The organism is Actinomadura xylanilytica, from assembly GCF_030283145.1.
Classification (GTDB): Bacteria; Actinomycetota; Actinomycetes; order Streptosporangiales; family Streptosporangiaceae; genus Spirillospora; species Spirillospora xylanilytica.
Genome location: NZ_JASNWE010000002.1, coordinates 99,729 through 119,075, shown reverse-complemented (window position 1 = coordinate 119,075; position 19,347 = coordinate 99,729). Strand labels below are relative to the sequence as shown.

Here is a 19,347-nt window from a genome sequence, read left to right as displayed (position 1 = left end):
TCCGAACTCCGCCGATTCTTCGCGGCATGCCCACGGGCCGTCTCACGGACGACCCGCCGGGCCGAGCGGTGGGGCATCGCGCCGATGGACACGGCGCATGCCCCACCGAGCAGGTCGGATCCTCTTCGTGGGCGCACGATCGCGCCGCCCGCCTCAGCCGAACCCATGTGACGCCCCTCTCAGTGCTGACCGGCTTCGCTGGTGGCGGGGGTATGTCGGCGCTGCGGGCGCGGGGGCGAGTCGGGTGGAGCGGGTGGGAGCCCGGAGTCCTTGGGCTGAGAGAGGCGAGGACGCCGCAGCGGTGTCCCGCTCTCGGTGACTTCGCCCAGCAGCCTGCCCAGAGTGTCTTCGGATCGGGTGAGGACCGCCTCGATGGCGGTGAGCCGCCGGAGCTGGTCGGCTTGGGTGGCCTGCATGGCCTGGAGCAGGCGATGGTGGGCGTCCAGCCTGCCGGCGACGGTCATGCCGGTGGAGTCCTCGGTCATGCCCACGTAGGTCTCCACGGCGTTCACGCGGAGGTGGAGGGCGCTGGTGCGCAGCATGGGAGGCCGCCTTTCTCGGGGAGGTCTGCGGTTCCCAGCATGCCGGGGCCTCACTCGATGTCACTACAGAATCGCGTTCTGTGGATAACCCCGGTCGTTGATCGCGAGCTGTAGACGGGGTGGCCGCGCGGCGGGTGCTCGGCCGGCGGCAGGATCCCGCCTTGGGCGCCGCCTGCGCGGACCGGCCGTGCTCGCGCGCCATCGTTGGGCCGTGTTGAAGGTGCGTCCTTATAAACCCTTGGAAACGGCGCCAAAGTCTACACCGAAGGTTCAACGATAGCGTTGAAGCGACTTCGCCCCTATGGACAAGGATGATGCTATGGCGGATGACTCCACGACGATCGAGCTCAGCCGGTCCGAACTCCGCGAGGTCACCGGCTATGCGGTGGCGTGCGCGCGGCCTGCATTGGCGGTTTTCGAACGTGAACGTCCCGACGACCGGCGTCCACGAGCCGCGATCGACGCGGCGCAGGCGTTCGCGGACGGAGCCGAGCGGACCAAGGTGCTACGTGACTGTGCCTGGGCGGCACACCGGGCGGCTCAGGAGACCCGCGATGCAGGGCAGGCTGCGGCGAGCGACGCCGCACGTGCTGCCGCCAGCGCGTGCGGCGCGGCGTTCCTCCACCCCTTGGCCAAAGCTACGCAGGTCAAGCACATCCTCGGATCGGCCGCTCATGCCGCACGGGCGTTCGAACTCTCCGCCGGCGACGATCCCACCGTTGGAGCCGACCACATCGCGCAGTCGCGGGTCCTCGCGCATCCTGGCGTGGTGGACGTCCTGAGGCGCTACCCGGCCGCCCCGCCTGGCGGTGGGCGGGTCGGGGAACTCATCCGTCAGCTGGACGCGGCACTCCGGTGATTCCCGGCGGTGCGCTGATGTGCTGGTAGGACTCGGGTGCGGGCCCGCGTCCTCGTATGCCGGTCGGCGGAGATGCGGACGTCCGGGCCCGCCGAGAGCCACCCGGTGGCGGTGCCGTCTGGACACCGCTCCGGGGAAGCCGTGCTCAGCTTGAGAAGCGCCTGACCAGGAGCGCCAGGCGGCGTTCGTGATCCTCCTGGCGGAGTCTGCCGTTGTGCATCAGGGTGACGAGCCCGTGCAGGCCACTCCAGAAGGTCTCGGTCAGTACCTCCAGGTCGTCGTCTCCGGTGTGCGGGCGTATGGCCTGACGAAGCTCGTCGAACGCCTCGTGCAGGGCGGCCGGCGCTTCGGGCGTGGCCCACGGCAGATCGACGATGTGGGTGAACATCGCGTCGTACAGGGCGGGGCGCTGTGCGGCGAAGGTGGCATAGGCGGCGCCGATTCCGGCCAGGGTCTGGTCCGGGCCGGTCGCCGCGGTGCGGGCCGCGCGCAGGTCGGCGGCGAGGTCGGCACAACCCTCGACCGCGACCGCGGCCATGATGGCGCCCTTGCCCTTGAAGTGGCTGTAGAGCACCGGCTGGCTGTACTCGATCCGCGCGGCGAGGCGCCGCGTGGTCACCGCGTCCCAGCCCTCGGCCTCGGCCAGCTCCATCGCGGCCGTGACGATCGATCTTTCCCGTTCCGCCCGCTCGCGCTCCCGGCGCTCCTGAATCGACATGGCATCGAATCTAGCATCGCTAGCGCTCCTGTCGTTGGCATGTTAGTGTCGATCTCGTTCCTAGCACCGCTAGCACCTGGAGACACCATGCTCACCCCCATCGCCTACGGCCTGGCCATCGTGCTCAACCTCTTCTGCGTCTTCATCGGCCTGCGGTTCTTTGCGGTGCCGCGTGCCGCCGCCGCCGGATACGGTGTTCCGGCCAAGGAAGACGGGGACGCGGCCTACCTGACGATCAAGGGCCTGCGCGACGCGACCTTCGGCCTCCTCGGCCTGGTGCTGCTGGCCTTCGCGGACGCCCAGGCCGAGGCATGGTTCATGCTGGTCGTCGCCCTCCTCCCGCTTGGCGACACCGTCATCGTCCTGCGCCACGGGGGCACCAAGGCCGTTGCCTTCGGCATCCACTTCGCCACCGCCGTGGCGCTGCTCATCAGCGCCGCCCTCCTCTTCGCCGTCTGAGAATCCGAACCAGCAAGGAGCCACGCAGATGTCTTTGATCGCACCGGATTTCGACGAGTCCGTGATCGTCCGTTCCGCCGAGGCCGAGGTGATCGGCCGGGCGCCGACCACCATCCGGCTGCTGGCCGACAGCAGTTCGACCGGGGGCGCGCTCTCCACCCAGCGGGTCAGCCTCGTGAACGGCGCCGACGGCGCCAAGCCGCACCACCACTCCAATTCGGCGGAGCTCTTCTACGTGCTGGACGGCATGGCGCAGTTGCTGTCAGGTGAGCAGGTCGTCACCGCCGAGCAAGGTGACCTGGTCATCGTTCCGCCCGGCCTCGCGCACGCCTTCGCCGCCGCCCCGGGTGAGGACGCCGATCTCCTCATCGTCATCACCCCCGGTGTGGAGCGGTTCGAGTACTTCCGCCACCTGGAGCGCATCGCCTACGGGAAGGTGCCGCCGGAGAGCCTGCTGGAAGTCCAGGAGCTCTATGACACCTACTTCCGCAGCAGCACCGCTTGGGACGACGCCAGGCCCTGACGTCTTTGGGCCTGGCAGAGTGCTCCGGCCGCTGGGACGCTGCGCGCATGATCTGTTGCGGGCCCAGCCGTCGGGAGCTGATGCGCTGGAGCGCGGTGGTCGCGGGGGCGGCGCTGGTCCTCCCCGATCGCGCGCACGCGGACGAGGCGGTGCGGCCGGTGAATCTGGAGCTGGTCACGCTGACCGAGACCAGTGCGATCCTCACCTGGTACACCGGGGCCGCCGGTACCGATGACGGGCTGGGACGGATGAAGCCCGTACCGGCTGACGGCGAGGTCCGCTACGGGACGCGTCCCGGACGGCTCGACCAGCGGGCGTTCGGGGGCAGCACGCCCTACCACTACGCGGAGCTGACCGGACTCGAGCCGGGGCGCACGTACTACTACCAGGCTTGCTCGCGGGGGCGGCCCGCCAGTGCCACGGCGCTGGCGGCGGGACAGTCGGCGGGAACGCCTCTAGGGGACGGCGTGTTCGCGTTCACCACACCGCAGCCGCCGCCCGGACGGTTCCTGTTCTCGGTCGCGCTCTGCAACGACCTGCACTTGGGCGAGACGGTGGCGGGACTCGTAGGGCAACTGCCATGGATCAAGGGGATCGAGCAGGTTCCCGGGCATCCGCCCTACCCGGAGCTCATGGCTGAGGCGCTGGTCGCGGACGCCAGGCGGCGCGGCGCGTCCCGGCTGCTCGCGGCGGGCGACGTGGCGGCCGAGGCGGGGGTGGACGATCTGGGACGCGCCAAGGCCCTGCTCGACGGGTTCGGGACGTACGGCGAGGACTACCTGGTGGCGCGCGGCAACCACGACAGGGCGCACGAGGGCGGCTCGTGCAGCCCGGGACGGTGGCAGGGGCGGGACTGCTTCGGCGACGCGTTCTTCGACGGCAGGCCCAGCTACTTCTCGCACGACCTGGACGGACTGCGCGTGATCGGGCTCGACACCTACGACAAGCCGGGGAACGGGGGCGACGCGGGCGGGCTGTCGCGGGAGCAGCTCGCCTGGTTCGACGCCGAGCTGAAAGCCGACCGCGACCGGCCGACGGTCGTGTTCGGCCACCATCCGCTGTTCGTGGAGAACGCGCCGCTGGCCGTCACGGGTGGGCAGTCGCTGGACGCGGGCCAGTCTCTGTCGATTCTGGGGGCGTACCGGGGGACACCAGGCGTGTTCCTGCACCACGCGGGGCACACGCACCGCAATCAGCGTTCGGTGTTCCCGGCGGCGCCCCGGGTCGTCCAGCAGGAGGTCGGCGCGGTCAAGGAGTATCCGGGCGGGTTCACGCTGCTGCGCCTCTACTCGGGCGGGTACGCGCTGAACTTCTACAAGACGCGCAGCGATCCGGCCCGGGAGTGGAGTGAACGCAGTAGGCAGGAGCTCTCGGGACTCTGGCCGCAGCTCTCACTGGGGAACCGGGTGGCCGACCGTAACAGTGTGGTCGTCCGGGACCTGTCGGGCGTAGGCGGGTAGCTCACCGCTTCTGCTCTTCCTGTTCCGGACGTTCCCGGCGCGACTTCCGCAGGGAACCGGCCTGGGCGCGCTCGTCCGGGTGGGCCCGCACGCGCAGCAGGCTGGCGACGGTGGTGGCGGCCAGGATGAGCAGGATCACGAGGAGTGACAGCGGCGTGGGTATCTCGGGGATCGAGGCGCTGACGTCCTTGTGCAGGAACAGCAGGATCAGCTTGACCCCGATGAACGCCAGGATGACGGAGAGCCCGATCGACAGGTAGACAAGGCGTTCCAGCAGGCCCTCGATGAGGAAGAACAGCGCGCGCAGCCCCAGCAGCGCGAAGGCGTTAGCGGAGAACACGATGAACGGCTCGCTGGTCACGCCGAACACCGCCGGGATGGAGTCGAGCGCGAAGAGCAGGTCGGTGCTGCCGATGGCGATGAACACCAGCAGCAACGGTGTCATCACGCGCCGGCCGTCCTCGTGCGCGAGCATCCGCCCACCGTGGAAGCCGGTGCTCATCGGGAGGATCCTGCGCGCGCGACGGACGAGCCAGGTGTCCTCGACGTCGGGCTGCTCGTTGCGGTGCCGCACGAGCTGCACCGCCGTCCACAGCAGCGCCAGCCCGAAGAACAGGAAGGTGAAGGAGAACGCGTTGATCGCCGCCGCGCCGACCGCGATGAAGACCGTGCGCAGCAGGAGCGCCGCCGCGATCCCGAACAGCAGCGTCTTCTGCTGGTACTCCCGAGGCACCTCGAACCGGGACATGATGATGACGAAGACGAACAGGTTGTCGATCGACAGGCTCTTCTCGACCACCCATCCGGCGAAGTACTCCGTCCCGGGCTCCGAGCCGATCAGCCACAGCACCGCGAGCCCGAACAGCAGGGCCACCACGATGTAGAAGACCGACCAGAACGCGGCCTCGCGGATCCCGACGGCGTGCGGGCGCCGCACCGCGGTCACCAGGTCGAACGCGAACAGCACGAGGATCAGGCCGACCGTCGCGGGCCAGGCCCACACGGGTATCTCGACCATGCCGGGTGGCCCCCTCTCCGGAACGGGACGTCGGTCCTGGTCATGTCCGTTCCATAGAAGATCAACCGGGGTCGGGGACGGGCCGCCGCGCACTTTTCGAAAGCATCATGTCCGGGCAAGGGAAACGTGTCGGTGACATTACGCGGCAACCCCCGGAGGGGCCGCCTCCGCTAGTGTTTGAATCCGGCGAAATGAGGTCGTACGGAGGTCTAGCCGTGGCCGGCCCTGCATCTGAGAGAACGTCCTACTGGTCTTCGGGAACCTTCTTCGCCAGCCTCGGCGACAAGCCGCGCAAGGACCTTCTGGAGCTGGTCCCGCCGGTGCGCTATCCGGCCGGGACCACCCTCGTCCGCCAGGGCGAACCGGGCATGCAGGCGTTCCTGCTGCGCTCGACCGGCCCGGCGTCGTCCGCCTGCGTGAAAGTGATCGCGACGCTGGAGAACGGCAGCGAGAGCATGCTCGGAATCAGGGTCGGCGGCGACGTGATCGGGGAGGTCGCCGCGATCCGGGCGACTCCGCGCAATGCCACCGTGGTGACCTGCACGCCAATTCTCGCGCATCCGCTTCCGCGGGAGATGTTCCTGGCGTTCCTCAATCGCCATCCGGAGGCGTGGCAGGCGATCGCCGCGATGATGGCCGACCGGCTCGACTGGGCCAATCGGCGGCGGCTGGAGTTCGTGGGGTACGACGTCCCGATCCGGCTGGCCCGGATCATCGTGGAGCTCGCCGACCGGCACGGCCGCGACGTCGCCGAGGGGCGCGAGCTCGGGGTGCGGCTGTCCCAGCCCGAGCTCGGCAAGCTGATCGGCGCGGGGGAGGACGCCGTCGGCCAGGCCATGCGCAGGTTTCGCGACGAGGGGTACGTGCTGTCCAAGTACCGGGCCGTCACGATCCTGACGCCCGACCGGCTGCGCGCGTTCGCCGAACTGCCCCCGCGGCACCCGTCCGCCGATTCCTGACACCCGTCCTCCCGGCCAGGACGGGAGGACGGGAGGACGGGAGGACGGGCGGTCAGCGGACGATGATCGTGCCCAGGCCGGCGACCAGCATCGCCGCGGTCCAGGGGACGGCCCGGGCCACCTTCGCGTGCTTGGCCCGGGCCAGGTCGGCGAGCAGCCGGATCATGGCCCACGCCTCCGCGCGCTCGGACGCCGGGTCGGCGGACGCGGGCGGCTCCGCGTCGCCGGTGAGGCAGGCGATGGCGAACCGGCTGTACCGCCGCGGCCCGTGCAGCCGGGGGCGCAGCGCCTGGAGCAGGTGGTATCCGGACACCGCGAGGGCGAGCACGAACACCGCCAGCAGGACCGACCACGCCGGGCCCGCCTGGTCGAGCGGGCCGTCCTGCGCGGCCACGACCGCCAGCGCGGTGCCGGCGTGCACGGCGAGCAGGGTGCTGACCTTGGTGTCGGCGTGCTGGACATGGTTCTGGAAGGAGTTCAGCAGGGCCAGCGTCACGGTCAGGTCGCGTTCACCGTCGTCCATGGATTCCCTTTCGCCCGGGGCCGCCGGTTCCGCCGGAGGCCGCCGGTTCCGATCCAACCGCCGCCGGACTTTCGGGAAACCGCACGAATGCGGGAAGGCGGCGATGCGAGGATCACACCCCCCGATCCGAACGCTTGGCGGAACGCCGTATTGATGCGGTATCCGGGCGGCGGGCCGGGCGGAGACTGAATCCTTCTTCTGATCGTGCCGGTACCGGCGAAAGGGCGGATCATCTTGGAGCACGGTGAGGGTTTCGGCCGGCGGCTCCTCGTCTCGGTCGACGCGAAGAGCTACGGCCGCGGCGACGACCAGCGGCAGGTCGCCATTCAGGACGGCCTTCTCAAGGTGCTGGACGAGGCGGCCGCGGGGGCGCGTCTCTCCAGAGCCGGCTGGATCAGGCAGGGCGCCGGGGACGGCGAGCTCGCCGTGCTCCCCGAAGGGGAGAGCGAGCCGCGCGTCGTGGACGACTTCGTCCGCGAACTGCACGCGGCGCTGACGCGGCATAACCACGACCGCACGGACGAGGCGTGGCTGCGGCTGCGGATGGCCGTCCATTTCGGGGTCGCCATGCCCGCGTCCAACGGGTTCTCCGGGCAGGGCATCGTCGCGGTGAGCCGACTGGTCGATAGCCGCCCTCTAAGGGCGGCGCTCGCCGCGACCGGCGGCCCACTGGCGGTGGTGCTGTCCGGCCGCGTCTACGACGAGACGGTGGTGCAGCGCCATACGTCCCTGGCGGCGGCCGACTTCCGCAAGGTGCCGGTCCGTAACAAGGAGTTCGTGGAATCCGCGTGGATCCGGGTTCCGGGCGCCGACGTTCACGCACACGACCTTGGACTGGACGTCCAGGACGATGGCGGAGCACAAAACGGACGCGATACCGGGGGCGACACCGCGGGCGAGGGTGGCGCTGGTAGCGAGGGCGGCGCCGGTAGCGGACGGGTGCCCTCTCCGGCACCGGGTGTGCAGAACCAGTTCCACGGGACCGTGCATGCGCATGGCGCCACCTTCGGAAACAGCTTCCGGTGAGTGCCCATGCAGGAGCGTGACTCCGAAGACGCAGATCCGCAGGAGGCGGCGCAGGCGCCACGCGAGCCCGCCGCCGAAGCAGCCCCCAACGCCGAATCCCAAGCCGAGACCGATGCCGAAGATCCGGCGCACACGGACAAGCCGCGCCCGGAGAACAAGCAGGACAAGCAGAACGGTCAGGACACCTCGGAACGTCCCGGCATCGCCGTCATCAACGCCTTCTTCTCCGAGGTCATCGCCAACGGCTCCACGTTCGGAGCCGGCCTCGGGGAGGGCGACGGCGCGGCCAGGGGACTCGCGATGGCCGCCGCGCAGCGTCCGGTCACCGGGAGCGTGAGCGTCCCCGAGATCGCCGAGGCGCTGGACCACTACGTGGCCCCGGCCTGCTACGACGAGGCTCTGCACGCCCTCCGGTCCGAGGGGGTCGTCGTCCTCGCGGGCCCCGAGGGGACCGGCAAGCGGGCGGCGGCGATCTCCCTCCTCCGGGACTCGACGGGCGAGGGGCTGTGGGCGCTGTCCCCGACCGCGACGCTGGAGACGCTCGCCTCCCGCACCTACAACCGGGGCGCCGGGTACGTGGTGCTCGACCACTTCGAGCCGGGCCCGCGCGGCCAGGGCGGCGGCGGCCGGCAGGCGCGGGTCGCGGCCTTCGACTGGCAGCGGGTGTCCGGGCAGGTCCGCGAGGCGGGGGCCTACCTGGTGGTGACGACCACCGCCGTGCGCGACGCCGGGACGGGGGCGGGCGCGGTGCGGACCGTCCGCTGGGAGCCGCCCCATCCCGAGCGGGTCCTGCGCGCCCGGCTCGGTGCGTCCGTGGACGAGGCCGTCCTCGTCCAGGCCGTCGAGGCCGTCCCCGAGGTCTGGACGATGACCGACCTCGTCCGGTTCGCCAAAGATGTTCTGGCGGTGGCCGGCAGCGCGGGCGGCGTCGGCGACGGCGCCGTCGAGGCCATGGCCGGGGAGGCGTTCAGGGTCGCCGCGCGCCGCCAGGTCGCCGCGTGGTTCGACGGGGAGCCCACCCGCAGGGAGGTCGTGGAGATCACCGTGCTGGCGTTCGTACTGGGCGTCGGGGAGCGGGAGTTCGAGGCGTACGCCGCGGGGTTCGAGCGCGTCCTCGAAGGCCACGTTCCCGTGCCGCCGCCCCACCCCGCCGGCTCCGCGCCCGGGTCCGCGCCCGTCCAGGCGGGCGCCGCCACGGGGACGGCCGTCGAGCCCGCACCGGCCGCCGAGCCGTTCCAGCCCGCGGCGGACGCCCTGCCGCAGCGGCGGAGCGGGCGGATCACCCCCGGCGGCCTGCTGAAGCTCCAGCGCCACAGCGGCGGCGGGACGCCGCGCCGGTTCCTGGCGTTCAAGAACCCCGTCCAGCACCGGTTCGTCCTCGCCGAGCTGTGGGACCGGTTCGACGGCGCCTTCTGGGACGCGGCCGGCGAGTGGCTGGACGAGGTCGCCGGCGATCCCGGCACGCACGTCGTGGTCGCGAAGGGGCTGGCCCTGCTCTCCTTCGAGTCCTTCGACGAGGTGGAGACGGGCTACCTCGCGCGCTGGGCGGACGGCGGGCGGCTGCCCCTGCACCAGGAGACGGCGGTCCTGACGCTCTGGTTCATGTGCCTGGACGAGACCCTCGCGCCGGTCGCGCTCGGCGCGGCGACCAGTTGGGTCGGCTACGGGACGCCTCGGCAGCGCCGGGCCGGAGCCCTCGCGTTCTCCGGGCAGCTCGGCGTGCGGTACCCGGACGAGGCGCTGCGCCGCCTGTGGCAGCTGATCGTCCAGGACACCGACCTCAGCCCGGAGGCGACGGCCGCCATGGCGCAGCTGTTCGCCACCCTCGCCTCGCACGGGGAGGGCGCGGGGAAGGTGCTGCTGCTGCTGGACGCCAAGGTGCGCGGCCTCGCCCCGACCGGCGCGGACCGCCGCAGGTACAAGCTCGCCCTCGCGGCGGCCGTCCAGGTGCTGTCGGTGCGGGCGCCGCAGACCGGTGTGCCCAGCATCGCGATCTTCCTCGCCGAGCGTCCCGACCGGCTGCCCGCCGCCGCCGCGGTCTGGGCCGCCGCGCTGCGGCACCGGCCCTGCCGCCACGACGCGCTGCTGGCCCTGTGGGAGGTGCTGGGCGCGCTCGAACGCCGGGCCCGCCACTCGTACGGAACGCCTGGGGGAACGGCGCCGGACGGCACGTTCCAGAGACCGGCATCGGCCGGCCCGGCATCGGACATCGCGGTGGTCCGGGCGCTCGGCGGCGCGCTCGCCGAGCGCCTCCCGCCGCACGAGCGGGAGCTGCTGCGCAAGGACCTCGGCCACATCGCGCTCAGCGCGCGGAACCGCCGGACGCGCTCGAAGGTACTCACCGAGGTGCTGCTCGCGGCCCTGGACCGGGCCGAGCCCCGCACCGACCAGACCGAATCAGGAGAGCCGGCGTGAAAGTCAGCAGCTCGTACCCGATCATCGAACAGCGCGTCCTGGCGGAGGCGCCCAAACGGGGCCCGTTCGGGTTCGGCGGGCGCGGCCGGGCGGACGGCGACCTGCCGCGGGTGGACGCGCACCAGGTGCTCGTCTTCCGCGTCGACGGACGGTTCGTCCTGGACAACGGCTACCGCGGGCTGAGGGACGAGCAGGTCGTCAACGCGTCCCACGTCAGCCTGGTCGACATGACGCGGAACACGCCCGTCATGGTCGAGCTGGCGATCCCGTCGGCCGAGGCGGGCGAGTTCACCGTCCAGGTCCAGTTCCTGTGCACGGTCCAGGACGCCGAGACGGTGGTGCGGGACGGGCACGAGGCCACCATCGCGCTGCTCGGCTACCTGCGCAGCCACCACCGCATCTTCGAGCTCGGGCTCGACCACCCGCTGACCGCGATCAACACCGTCCGCCGGGACGTGAAGGCGCAGATCGAGGCCTACACCGAGCTCAAGCCGCCCAACATCCCGGGCATGACCATCGCGATGGCGAGCGTCGAGGTGCTCACCCCGGGCGAGCTGGTCGAGCTGCACCGGACGCTCCGCGGCCATCAGCACGGCCACACCGTGGAGCTGACCCGGGCGGCCCACGAGACCGAGCGCGACCGGGTGCGCACCGAGAACGACCAGGCCCTCGACCAGATGCGGGCCGACTACCAGCGGCTGACCGAGGAGCAGCAGATGCGCTTCGAGCAGCAGCGCCTGCTGTACGAGCGGCAGCGGCAGGAACTCGAGCAGGCGCTGGACCGGCAGCGGCAGCTCAGCGAGCAGGGCCTCGCCCGGCAGGCGCGCGCGTTCGCGCAGGAGGAGACCGCCGAGGTGTACGCGTCCATCGGCACCGACCCGCTCAAGGCCGCGCTGTTCGCGCACTCCAAGGGCGAACTGACGACCCGTGAGCTCCAGGGCGAGCTCGAGGCGGCCAAGGAGCGCGAGCAGGCCGAACAGGAGACGCTGCGGCAGGAGGCGCGCGAGGACGTCCGCCGCGCCGAGGAACTCGACCAGGCCGACCGCCGCTACGCGCTGGGCGTCCGGCTCGACGTCCTGAAGGAGGTCGCGCGGCACGGGCATCTCGACGAGATCCACGTCGACGTGGAGCGGCTCATCGGACGCCTCGTGGATGAGTCGGCGGGGAACGGGCGGTACGGCGTCTCCGGCGGCCCCGTCCCGACGACGGTCACGGCCGCCCAGGCGCCTGAGGAGGTCGCCGAGCTGCCCCGGGCCGCGTCCGCGGAATTCGCCGACGACGTGAGGGAAGAAGACGGTGACTAACGAGCCCCCGCCGGAGCTGCCGCTCACCCCGGAGCCCCCGCTCACCCCGGAGCCTCCGCCGCCGGTCTTGCAGCCTCCTCCGGCCCTGCCGTTCCGGCCGGTGCCGCCCGTGCGGGACCTGGGACGGTGGCTGAGGCGGCGGATCGGCGTGCGGGAGGAGATCCTCGACTGGGTCCCCGAGGAGCGGGCCCGCTACAGCAGGCTCGGCGCGATCGTCCTGAACACCGGCTGCCTCGCCGCGCTGTCGATGCTGCTGTTCCTGACCAAGGCGCTCGGAGCCCCGTGGATCCTGCTGGTCCCGGTCGCCGCCTTCTGGGGCTGGGTGATCTTCAGCTTCGACGCCTGGCTGGTCTCCAGCACGCACGGCGCGCTCCACGCGTCCAAGCTGGGGATCTACCTGCCCCGCGCGCTGCTCGCGATCCTGGTCGGCTGCGTCATCGCCGAGCCGCTGCTGCTGCGGATCTTCGAGTCGGAGATCCACCGCGAGGTCCGGGACGCGCGGGCCGCGGAGCTGCTGACGTACGAGAGCCGGCTCCAGGCGTGCAACCCGAAGGACGGCTCGAAGGTCGACGCGAAGAAGTGCCGGGAGTACCGCCTCACGATCGTCAACTCCCCGGAGGGCGACCGGGAGAAGCTCCAGAAGACCGTCGGGAACCGGGACGCCCTGCAAGCGCGCGTCAAGGACCTCTCGGCGCAGCTCGTCAAGAAGGAGGACATCGCGCGGAGGGAGTGCAACGGCGGACGGGGCAGCGGGCTCAGCGGCCGGTTCGGCGTGGGGCCGAGCTGCCGCCAGAACCGCAGGGAGGCCGACCGCTTCCGCACCGACAGCCGGATCGACGAGCAGCAGCGCCAGCTCAGCGCCTTGAACCAGGAGGTCGACCGGCTCAGCCAGGCGTCGGGGCAGGCGATCGACGAGTACGGCGCCGAGATCACCCGCCAGATCCGGGCGAGGGTCGCCGCCAAGCCCGCCATCACCGGCCGGATCGGCGTCCTGGAGGAGATCGACGGCCTCGACCGGCTCTCGGGGAAGAACCTGGTGGTCGGCGCCGCGCAGTGGCTGGTGCGGCTGCTCCTGGTGGCCCTGGAGCTGCTGCCGATCCTCACCAAGCTGATGGGCGGCACCACGACCTACGACCGGCTGGTGTCGTCCCGCCTGGCCGTCGACCGCGAGCTGCACGACGCGGAACTCGACCTGCTCAAGGCCCGGGAGGCGCGCAAGAAGCACGTCGGCCTGAAGAAGGTGCAGCAGCGGACCCGCAACGAGCTCCAGGACCTGGACCGGGTGGACGAGGCCACCGCGACCGCCGAGGACGAGGAGCTGAACCGGCGCATCGACGAACTGGCCAAGCGCCGGCGCCGCGAGGCCACCGAGCCGGACGGCGCCACCGAGCCCGCCAGGACCGCCGAGTCCGGCCGCCCGGCCCCGGACGGCCCTGCCGGGTCCACCGTCTCGCCGGGACCCGGGGTGATCCTCGGGGACCGGGTGAACGGGTTCGTGCCGGTTCGGCCGGCCGGCTCCGGCGACCGCCCGGATCAGTAGACCAGGGCCTGGGCGCCTTCCTCGGTGGCCTCCTCGACGAACGTCGGGGCGCCCGCGATCCGCACGCCGGGGATCACGTCGTCCGGCTCGATGCCGCGGCGCGCCGCGCACTGGGTGCAGACCGTCACCCGGCCGCCCGCGAGGACCACGCCGAGCAGGTCGTCCAGGGGGGTGGCGTGCGGGAGCTCCAGCTCCTCGGCCTTGCCGGGCAGCGCGTACCAGGCGGACTCGCCGGTCAGCCAGAGGGACACCGGCACGCCGCTCGCCACGCCCGCCGCCGCGACCGTGAACGCCTGGTTGCACCGCTCCGCGCCGTCCGCGCCCGCCGTCGCCTTGATCACCAGAGATCTCGCCATACCGGGAACTCTAGCCGCGGCCGGCGGGCCCGTCGGGTGCGGCGCGGCACCGCGGGGGGCGGCGCGGGCGCGTCGGCGCCGGCGGGACGGCGGCCGGGCGTAGCATCGCGTGTCGTGAGCGGCATGGTGAACGCGGGAGTCCTGGTCCTGGCGCTCGGGCTGGTGGTGGTCGCGGCGATCCTGCTGATCGTGCGGCTGGGCAGGCTGAGATAGGCGCTACGCTCGTTGCCCATGGAGCCTGAGCTGCACCCGGACCTTGAGCCCCTGAAGTTCCTCCTCGGAGCCTGGGAGGGCGCCGGCGTCGGCGGCTATCCCACCATCGAGGACTTCCGCTTCGGCCAGGAGATGTCGTTCACTCACATCGGGAAGCCGTTCCTGATCTACGCTAGCCGCACCTGGATGCTGGAGGAGGACGGCTCGCTCGGCCGTCCGCTGGCGACCGAGAGCGGATACTGGCGGCCCCGGCCCGACCACCAGGTCGAGGTGATGCTGGCGCACCCGACCGGGATCACCGAGATCTACCAGGGGAACGCGGCCTTCAACCGGGTCGAGCTCCAGACCGACGTGGTCGCGCGGACCGAGTCCGCCAAGGAGGTCACCGGCGGCACCCGGCTGTACGGGCTGATCGGGGAGGACCTGGGCTGGGCCTACGACATGGCCGCGATGGGGCAGAAGCTCCAGTCGCACCTGTCGGCGCAGCTCAAGCGCGTCGGCTGACCCCGCCCCGTCCCGCCCCCGGCACGGACGGCTCGGGAGGGTCCGGACATGGAACGATCCCCGGACCTTCCCACCGGGTGGCGGGAGACGGACGGGACTGGCCCATCGGTCCGGGGATCGGGTAACTGCCTGGTATTCGCCGGTCACCGTTGCGACCGGCGGCCACCGCCCGGGGGCGGCGGCTCCGAGGCGAAACGGCGACTAGCGGACAGCCACCTCGCGAGTCCCAGAATAAATCATTTCCTGGACCACCTCCTTTCGCGCGTACCAGCACGCTATGCGAGCCCTCCTGAGTGAGGCAAACGAATTTGCGGTGAACCCATCCCGTGACCTCCGGCACATAGACTCTGGACATGGTCGAGTCGTGGCAGGAGGAACTGCGGGCCAAGGGGTACCGGGTCACCCCGCAGCGTCAGTTGGTGCTCGAAGCGGTGACCGACCTCGAGCACGGGACCCCCGAGGAGATCTGCACCGAGGTGCAGCGCACCGCCCGCGGCGTCAACATCTCCACCGTGTACCGCACGCTGGAGCTCCTTGAGGAGCTCGGGCTGGTCAAGCACGCCCATCTCGGGCACGGTCCGCCCAACTACCACCTGGCGGCCGAGGCCGAGCACATCCATCTGGTGTGCCGCGACTGCGGCACGGTCAACGACGTCGACCCCAGGGCGGCGGCCGGGCTGGCCGAGCGGCTGGCGGCCGACTTCGGGTTCCAGACCGACGTGCACCACCTCACCGTCTACGGGCTCTGCAAGAACTGCCATCCGTGATCTTCGGCCGCTCCGGCGGCTCCAGGGGCCCGCGGGGGCGACATAGTCTGGGTTCATGGAGAGCCCGTTGTTGCAGTTGCCCGGGGCCGTCGCAGCCGACGCGCCCGACCAGGAGGTCGCCGCGCACTACGGCGAGCCGTCCCAAGAACAGCGCGCTCTTGAAGCGGGCACCGCGTTCGTCGACCGGAGCAACCGCGGCGTCGTGCGCGTCTCGGGCCCCGACCGGCTGAGCTGGCTGCACAGCCTCCTCAGCCAGCATCTGAGCGGGCTCAAGCCGTTCGAGGCGACCGAGGCGCTGCTGCTCAGCGCGAACGGGCACATCGAGCACCATCTCCAGATGATCGACGACGGCGAGGCGGTCTGGGCGCATGTCGAGCCCGGCACCGCCCCGGCGCTGACCGACTTCCTCGACCGGATGCGGTTCATGCTGCGCGTGGAGGTCGCCGACGTGAGCGACCGGTACGCCGTGGTGACGTCCGGCCTGGAGCCGGCGCCGGGCGTGCTGGCCCTGCCCGACGTCGCGGGCACCGCGCAGATCATCGACCGGTCGGCGCTGGCCGCGGTGCCCGCGTCCGGCGACGTCCGCCCGGCCGGGCTCTGGGCGTACGAGGCGCTGCGGATCGCCGCGCACCGGCCCCGGCTCGGGTTCGACACCGACCACCGGACGATCCCGCACGAGACGGGCTGGACCGACACCGCGGTGCACCTGGCCAAGGGCTGCTACCGGGGGCAGGAGACCGTCGCCCGCGTGCACAACCTGGGCCGCCCGCCGCGCCGCCTGGTCTTCCTGCACCTGGACGGCAGCGTCGACCGCCTGCCCGCGCACGGCGACCCGGTGGAGATCCCCGGCGGCCGGACGGTCGGGTTCGTCGGGTCGGCGGCCCGGCACCACGAGCTCGGCCCGGTCGCGCTGGCCCTGGTCAAGCGGAACGTCCCGGTCGACGCCGAGCTGCTGGCCGGCGGGGTCGCGGCGGCGCAGGAGGTCGTGGTGTCGCCGGAGACGGGCCGCAACGCCAACATCAATCTCGGCCGTCAAGCCGCAAAACGGGCGTAAAACCCCTACCGTCCGGGCAAACTCGTCTGGCGTGGACGATTCCCGTCGGCCGCCGTCCGGGGAGGTGGGTTCCTTACCGATGGTCGCGAACCTGGGGGACAGGGAACCGCCGCTCGCGAAGAAGAGCGCGACGGGCCGGCGCCGCCGCCGGCGCAGGGAGTCCGCACTGGTGTGGTGGGGCGTGCTCGCGGCGGTCGCCGTGGCGGCGTGGCTGCTGCACTCCTGGCGGCTGGCGCTGATCGTGCTGCTGTTCTGGTGCCTGTACGAGTTCCTGCTGGTGCCGACGATCTGCCGGGTGACGACGCGGCAGGGGTTCTCCTGCCGCGAGCCCGTCCGGGGACGGCTGTTCGCGTGCACGCCCCGGCATCAGCTGATGAAGGGCGACGGGCTGTGGCGGCTGTTCGGCCTCCAGGGCGTCGCCCGCAAGCGGCTCGGCCGCTCCGGGCCGGAGGCGCAGAACCCTCCGCGCGGCGGCGTCCGAGAGGGCGGTGCCGCCGGCGGTGGCGGCCGTGAGCGTGAGACGGGTGTGGTGGTGTTCTCCCCGGAGGTCCGCGGACGGCTCGCCCAGGCCGACCGCGTGATGATCCTGCTGGCCGCCGCCGGGACCGTGGTCACGATCATCGGGATGGTCTACGGCCTCGCCCGCTGAGGATCACCGCTCCCCAGCCGCCCCGCCGCCCCGCCGGTCAGAGGTCCAGGATGACGGTGATCGGACCGTCGTTGACCAGGGCGACCTTCATGTCGGCGCCGAAGACCCCCGTCTCGACCTTGGCGCCGAGCGCGCGCAGCTCGGTGACGACCGCGTTGACCAGCGGCTCGGCGACCGGGCCGGGCGCGGCGGCGGTCCAGGTGGGCCGGCGGCCCTTGCGCGCGTCCCCGTACAGGGTGAACTGGCTGACGACCAGCAGCGGGGCGTTCAGGTCGGAGCAGGACCGCTCGCCCTCCAGGACGCGCAGCCCCCACAGCTTGGCGGCCAGCCTCCGGGCCTGCTGCGGGGTGTCGTCGTGCGTCACCCCGACCAGGACCAGGAGGCCCGGACCCTCGATCTCCCCGACGATGAGATCGTCAACGGTCACGCTCGCCTGGCTCGCCCTCTGGACTACGGCCCTCATGCCATGCATTCTGCCGCCTATGGGAGCAACGACGCTCATCACGGTGGCGCCCACCGGTGCGGAGTCCGCGAAGGCGGATGTTCCGGCCCTGCCCGTCACCCTTGATGAACTGGTCCAGACGGCCAAGGAGTGCGAGGCGGCCGGGGCGGCCGTCATCCACGTGCACGTCCGCGACGACGACGCCAAGCCCACGCTCGACCTGTTCCTGCTGCGCGACACGGTGCAGGCGCTGCGGTCCGGCACCGGGCTGATCGTCCAGCTGTCGACGGGAGGGGCGGTCACCGATCCGTACGAGGACCGGCTGCGGGTGCTGGAGGCGGCGCCGGACGGCTGCTCGCTGACCTGCGGCACGGTCAACTTCGGCGACGAGGTGTTCATGAACCCGTGGCCGTTCATGGTGGAGCTGTACCGGCGCACCCAGGAGATGGAGATCGTGCCGGAGTTCGAGCTGTTCGACCTCGGGCAGGTGACGGCGCTGCACCGGCTGCTCGACAAGTACGGCCTCCCGTACGGCGGGCACGTGCACTGCGACCTGGTGATGGGGGTGCCGGGCGGGATGCCGGGCGACGCGCGGTCGCTGGTCGCGGCGGTCGCGGCGCTGCCGGAGGGGGCGACGTGGTCGGCGACGGGCGTCGGCCGCACGGCGCTGCCGGTCATGTTCGCGGCGCTGTCGGCGGGCGGGCACCTGCGGGTCGGGATGGAGGACACGCTGACGCTGTCCAAGGGGCGGCCGGTGACCGCCAACGTCGAGCTCGTCGAACGGGCGTCGGCCGCGGCGGAGCTGGCCCAGCGTCCGCCGATGTCCGCCGCCGAGGCCCGCGCGCTTCTCGGCGTCCGCCCGCGCTGACCCGGCCGCCCGGCCTCGGAGCCCCGAAGGAACGGGGCGGGGGCGGATGCGCCCGGGTTGGGTACCTTTCCGGTGAGAGTGATCATCGGAGCGGGGAACCGGGAGGCCGTGGTGGAGATCAATCCGGTGCTGGTGGAGGTGGAGCGCTCCGGTTTCGTGGAGTCATGGCACCGGGGCACCGCCGCCGGGCTCGCCGCCGACGGCTCGACGGTGGTGCGGGTGGGGACGCCGGAGGAGGCGATCTTCCCGAGGTCGGCCAACAAGCCGATGCAGGCCGTCGCGATGCTCAGGTCCGGCCTGGACCTGGACGGCGCGGAGCTGGCGCTCGCCGCGGGCAGCCACTCGGGCGAGGACTTCCACGTGGAGGGCGTCGAGAAGATCCTCGCCGGCGCCGGGCTGGGCGCGGACGCGCTGCGCTGCCCGGCGCAGTGGCCGCTGGACCCGGACGCCTACCTGGAGGTGGCCCGCAACGGCGGCGGCCGGTCCCGGCTGCGGATGAACTGCTCGGGCAAGCACGCGGCCATGCTCGCCGCCTGCGTCGCGGCGGGCTGGCCGACGGGCTCCTACCTGGACGCCGACCATCCGCTCCAGGCCGCCGTCCGCGCGGTCGTGGCGGACCTGTCCGGTGAGCAGCCCGTCGCGGTGGGCGTCGACGGCTGCGGCGCCCCGCTGTTCGCGATCTCCACGACGGGCGTCGCGCGGGCCTTTCGGGCGCTGGTGCTGGCCGCGCCCGGCACGCCCGAGCGCCGCGTCGCCGACGCGATGCGGACCCATCCGCAGTGGACCTCGGGCACCCGCCGCGAGGAGCGGCGGCTGATGGACGCGGTCCCCGGGCTGCTGGTCAAGTGCGGCGCGGAGGGCGTGGACGCGTTCGCGCTCGCCGACGGCCGCGCGGGCGCCGTCAAGATCGACGACGGGGCGATGCGGGCCCGCACCCCGGTCACCGTCGCGCTGCTGCGGGCCCTCGGCGTGGCCGGGGCGCCCGGCGTGGACACCGCCGTCCTGGACGAGCTGTCGGCCGTCGAGCTGCACGGCGGTGACGCGACGGTCGGTGCCATCCGTCCGGCCCCAGGGGTGTTCGACCGCTGAGGGAGTGAGGCGCCGAACGGCAGGCGGGAGTCGGGAGGTGGCAGGCGGGGGTCGGGCGG

At 72.1% G+C, this 19,347-nt stretch carries 21 protein-coding genes; 15 read left to right on the top strand and 6 right to left on the bottom strand.

Annotated elements, in window-relative coordinates; genetic code table 11:
* Positions 1-179 precede the first annotated feature (179 nt).
* Positions 180-542 carry a hypothetical protein gene (locus QP090_RS11660; RefSeq protein WP_285938764.1) on the bottom strand — a complete coding sequence of 121 codons (363 nt, stop codon included), beginning with the start codon at positions 540-542 and terminating at the stop codon, positions 180-182.
* Between the two features lie 319 nt (positions 543-861).
* Between QP090_RS11660 and QP090_RS11655 the strand changes: the two genes are divergently transcribed.
* Entirely contained in the window at positions 862-1,401 is a 540-nt protein-coding gene (locus QP090_RS11655; RefSeq protein WP_285938763.1) for a putative immunity protein, read from the top strand.
* 145 nt (positions 1,402-1,546) lie between these two features.
* Here QP090_RS11655 and QP090_RS11650 read toward each other — a convergent pair whose 3' ends face one another.
* Positions 1,547-2,119 (bottom strand): TetR/AcrR family transcriptional regulator, encoded by a 573-nt coding sequence (locus QP090_RS11650; protein WP_285938762.1) that lies wholly within the window; start codon positions 2,117-2,119, stop codon positions 1,547-1,549.
* 87 nt (positions 2,120-2,206) lie between these two features.
* Here QP090_RS11650 and QP090_RS11645 point away from each other — a divergent pair, with 87 nt between their 5' ends.
* The 3 genes from QP090_RS11645 (at position 2,207) to QP090_RS11635 (ending at position 4,561) form a co-directional block, all read left to right on the top strand.
* On the top strand, positions 2,207-2,578 hold the full coding sequence (locus tag QP090_RS11645) for a DUF4267 domain-containing protein (RefSeq protein ID WP_285938761.1): 372 nt from the start codon (positions 2,207-2,209) through the stop codon (positions 2,576-2,578).
* A 28-nt stretch (positions 2,579-2,606) separates the two neighbouring features.
* On the top strand, positions 2,607-3,101 hold the full coding sequence (locus tag QP090_RS11640; protein WP_285938760.1) for a cupin domain-containing protein: 495 nt from the start codon (positions 2,607-2,609) through the stop codon (positions 3,099-3,101).
* 80 nt (positions 3,102-3,181) lie between these two features.
* On the top strand, positions 3,182-4,561 hold the full coding sequence (locus QP090_RS11635) for a purple acid phosphatase family protein (RefSeq protein WP_285938759.1): 1,380 nt from the start codon (positions 3,182-3,184) through the stop codon (positions 4,559-4,561).
* 1 nt (position 4,562) lies between these two features.
* On the opposite strand, the gene QP090_RS11630 is transcribed toward QP090_RS11635, so the two are convergent.
* Positions 4,563-5,579 (bottom strand): TerC family protein, encoded by a 1,017-nt coding sequence (locus tag QP090_RS11630; protein WP_285938758.1) that lies wholly within the window; start codon positions 5,577-5,579, stop codon positions 4,563-4,565.
* Between the two features lie 215 nt (positions 5,580-5,794).
* Here QP090_RS11630 and QP090_RS11625 point away from each other — a divergent pair, with 215 nt between their 5' ends.
* Entirely contained in the window at positions 5,795-6,538 is a 744-nt protein-coding gene (locus tag QP090_RS11625; RefSeq protein ID WP_285938757.1) for a Crp/Fnr family transcriptional regulator, read from the top strand.
* 52 nt (positions 6,539-6,590) lie between these two features.
* Here the strand turns inward: QP090_RS11625 and QP090_RS11620 are convergent, their stop codons facing one another.
* Positions 6,591-7,061, bottom strand: a complete 471-nt coding sequence (locus tag QP090_RS11620) for a Pycsar system effector family protein (protein WP_285938756.1) — start codon at positions 7,059-7,061, stop codon at positions 6,591-6,593.
* A gap of 234 nt (positions 7,062-7,295) precedes the next feature.
* Between QP090_RS11620 and QP090_RS11615 the strand changes: the two genes are divergently transcribed.
* Genes QP090_RS11615 through QP090_RS11600 form a run of 4 tightly spaced genes read left to right on the top strand, consistent with a single transcriptional unit; the run spans position 7,296 to position 13,346 of the window.
* Positions 7,296-8,087, top strand: a complete 792-nt coding sequence (locus tag QP090_RS11615; protein ID WP_285938755.1) for a hypothetical protein — start codon at positions 7,296-7,298, stop codon at positions 8,085-8,087.
* A 6-nt stretch (positions 8,088-8,093) separates the two neighbouring features.
* On the top strand, positions 8,094-10,502 hold the full coding sequence (locus QP090_RS11610) for a hypothetical protein (protein WP_285938754.1): 2,409 nt from the start codon (positions 8,094-8,096) through the stop codon (positions 10,500-10,502).
* The gene (locus tag QP090_RS11605) at positions 10,499-11,806 is read left to right on the top strand and encodes a hypothetical protein (protein ID WP_285938753.1); all 1,308 of its coding nucleotides are present in this window, start codon (positions 10,499-10,501) and stop codon (positions 11,804-11,806) included. The genes QP090_RS11610 and QP090_RS11605 overlap by 4 nt, the downstream gene beginning before the upstream one ends.
* Entirely contained in the window at positions 11,799-13,346 is a 1,548-nt protein-coding gene (locus QP090_RS11600) for a DUF4407 domain-containing protein (RefSeq protein WP_285938752.1), read from the top strand. The genes QP090_RS11605 and QP090_RS11600 overlap by 8 nt, the downstream gene beginning before the upstream one ends.
* Here QP090_RS11600 and QP090_RS11595 read toward each other — a convergent pair.
* Complete coding sequence (locus QP090_RS11595) at positions 13,340-13,702, bottom strand: DsrE family protein (RefSeq protein ID WP_285938751.1); 363 nt, start codon at positions 13,700-13,702, stop codon at positions 13,340-13,342. The genes QP090_RS11600 and QP090_RS11595 overlap by 7 nt on opposite strands.
* A gap of 231 nt (positions 13,703-13,933) precedes the next feature.
* Between QP090_RS11595 and QP090_RS11590 the strand changes: the two genes are divergently transcribed.
* From QP090_RS11590 to QP090_RS11575, 4 genes are all read left to right on the top strand, one after another.
* On the top strand, positions 13,934-14,419 hold the full coding sequence (locus QP090_RS11590) for a heme-binding beta-barrel domain-containing protein (protein WP_285938750.1): 486 nt from the start codon (positions 13,934-13,936) through the stop codon (positions 14,417-14,419).
* Between the two features lie 353 nt (positions 14,420-14,772).
* Positions 14,773-15,186, top strand: coding sequence for a Fur family transcriptional regulator (locus tag QP090_RS11585; protein ID WP_285938749.1), 414 nt, complete (start codon positions 14,773-14,775; stop codon positions 15,184-15,186).
* A gap of 55 nt (positions 15,187-15,241) precedes the next feature.
* The gene (ygfZ, locus tag QP090_RS11580) at positions 15,242-16,240 is read left to right on the top strand and encodes a CAF17-like 4Fe-4S cluster assembly/insertion protein YgfZ (RefSeq protein WP_285938748.1); all 999 of its coding nucleotides are present in this window, start codon (positions 15,242-15,244) and stop codon (positions 16,238-16,240) included.
* Positions 16,241-16,319: 79 nt separating this feature from the next.
* Positions 16,320-16,889 (top strand): hypothetical protein, encoded by a 570-nt coding sequence (locus QP090_RS11575; protein ID WP_285938747.1) that lies wholly within the window; start codon positions 16,320-16,322, stop codon positions 16,887-16,889.
* Positions 16,890-16,926: 37 nt separating this feature from the next.
* Here QP090_RS11575 and dtd read toward each other — a convergent pair whose 3' ends face one another.
* The gene (dtd, locus tag QP090_RS11570) at positions 16,927-17,352 is read right to left on the bottom strand and encodes a D-aminoacyl-tRNA deacylase (protein WP_285938746.1); all 426 of its coding nucleotides are present in this window, start codon (positions 17,350-17,352) and stop codon (positions 16,927-16,929) included.
* Positions 17,353-17,371: 19 nt separating this feature from the next.
* On the opposite strand from dtd, the gene QP090_RS11565 reads away from it, so the two are divergent.
* Positions 17,372-18,199: a beta-keto acid cleavage family enzyme gene (locus QP090_RS11565; RefSeq protein WP_285938745.1), complete on the top strand. Its 828-nt coding sequence runs from the start codon at positions 17,372-17,374 to the stop codon at positions 18,197-18,199.
* Positions 18,200-18,277: 78 nt separating this feature from the next.
* Positions 18,278-19,288 (top strand): asparaginase, encoded by a 1,011-nt coding sequence (locus QP090_RS11560; protein ID WP_285938744.1) that lies wholly within the window; start codon positions 18,278-18,280, stop codon positions 19,286-19,288.
* Positions 19,289-19,347: the final 59 nt, after the last annotated feature.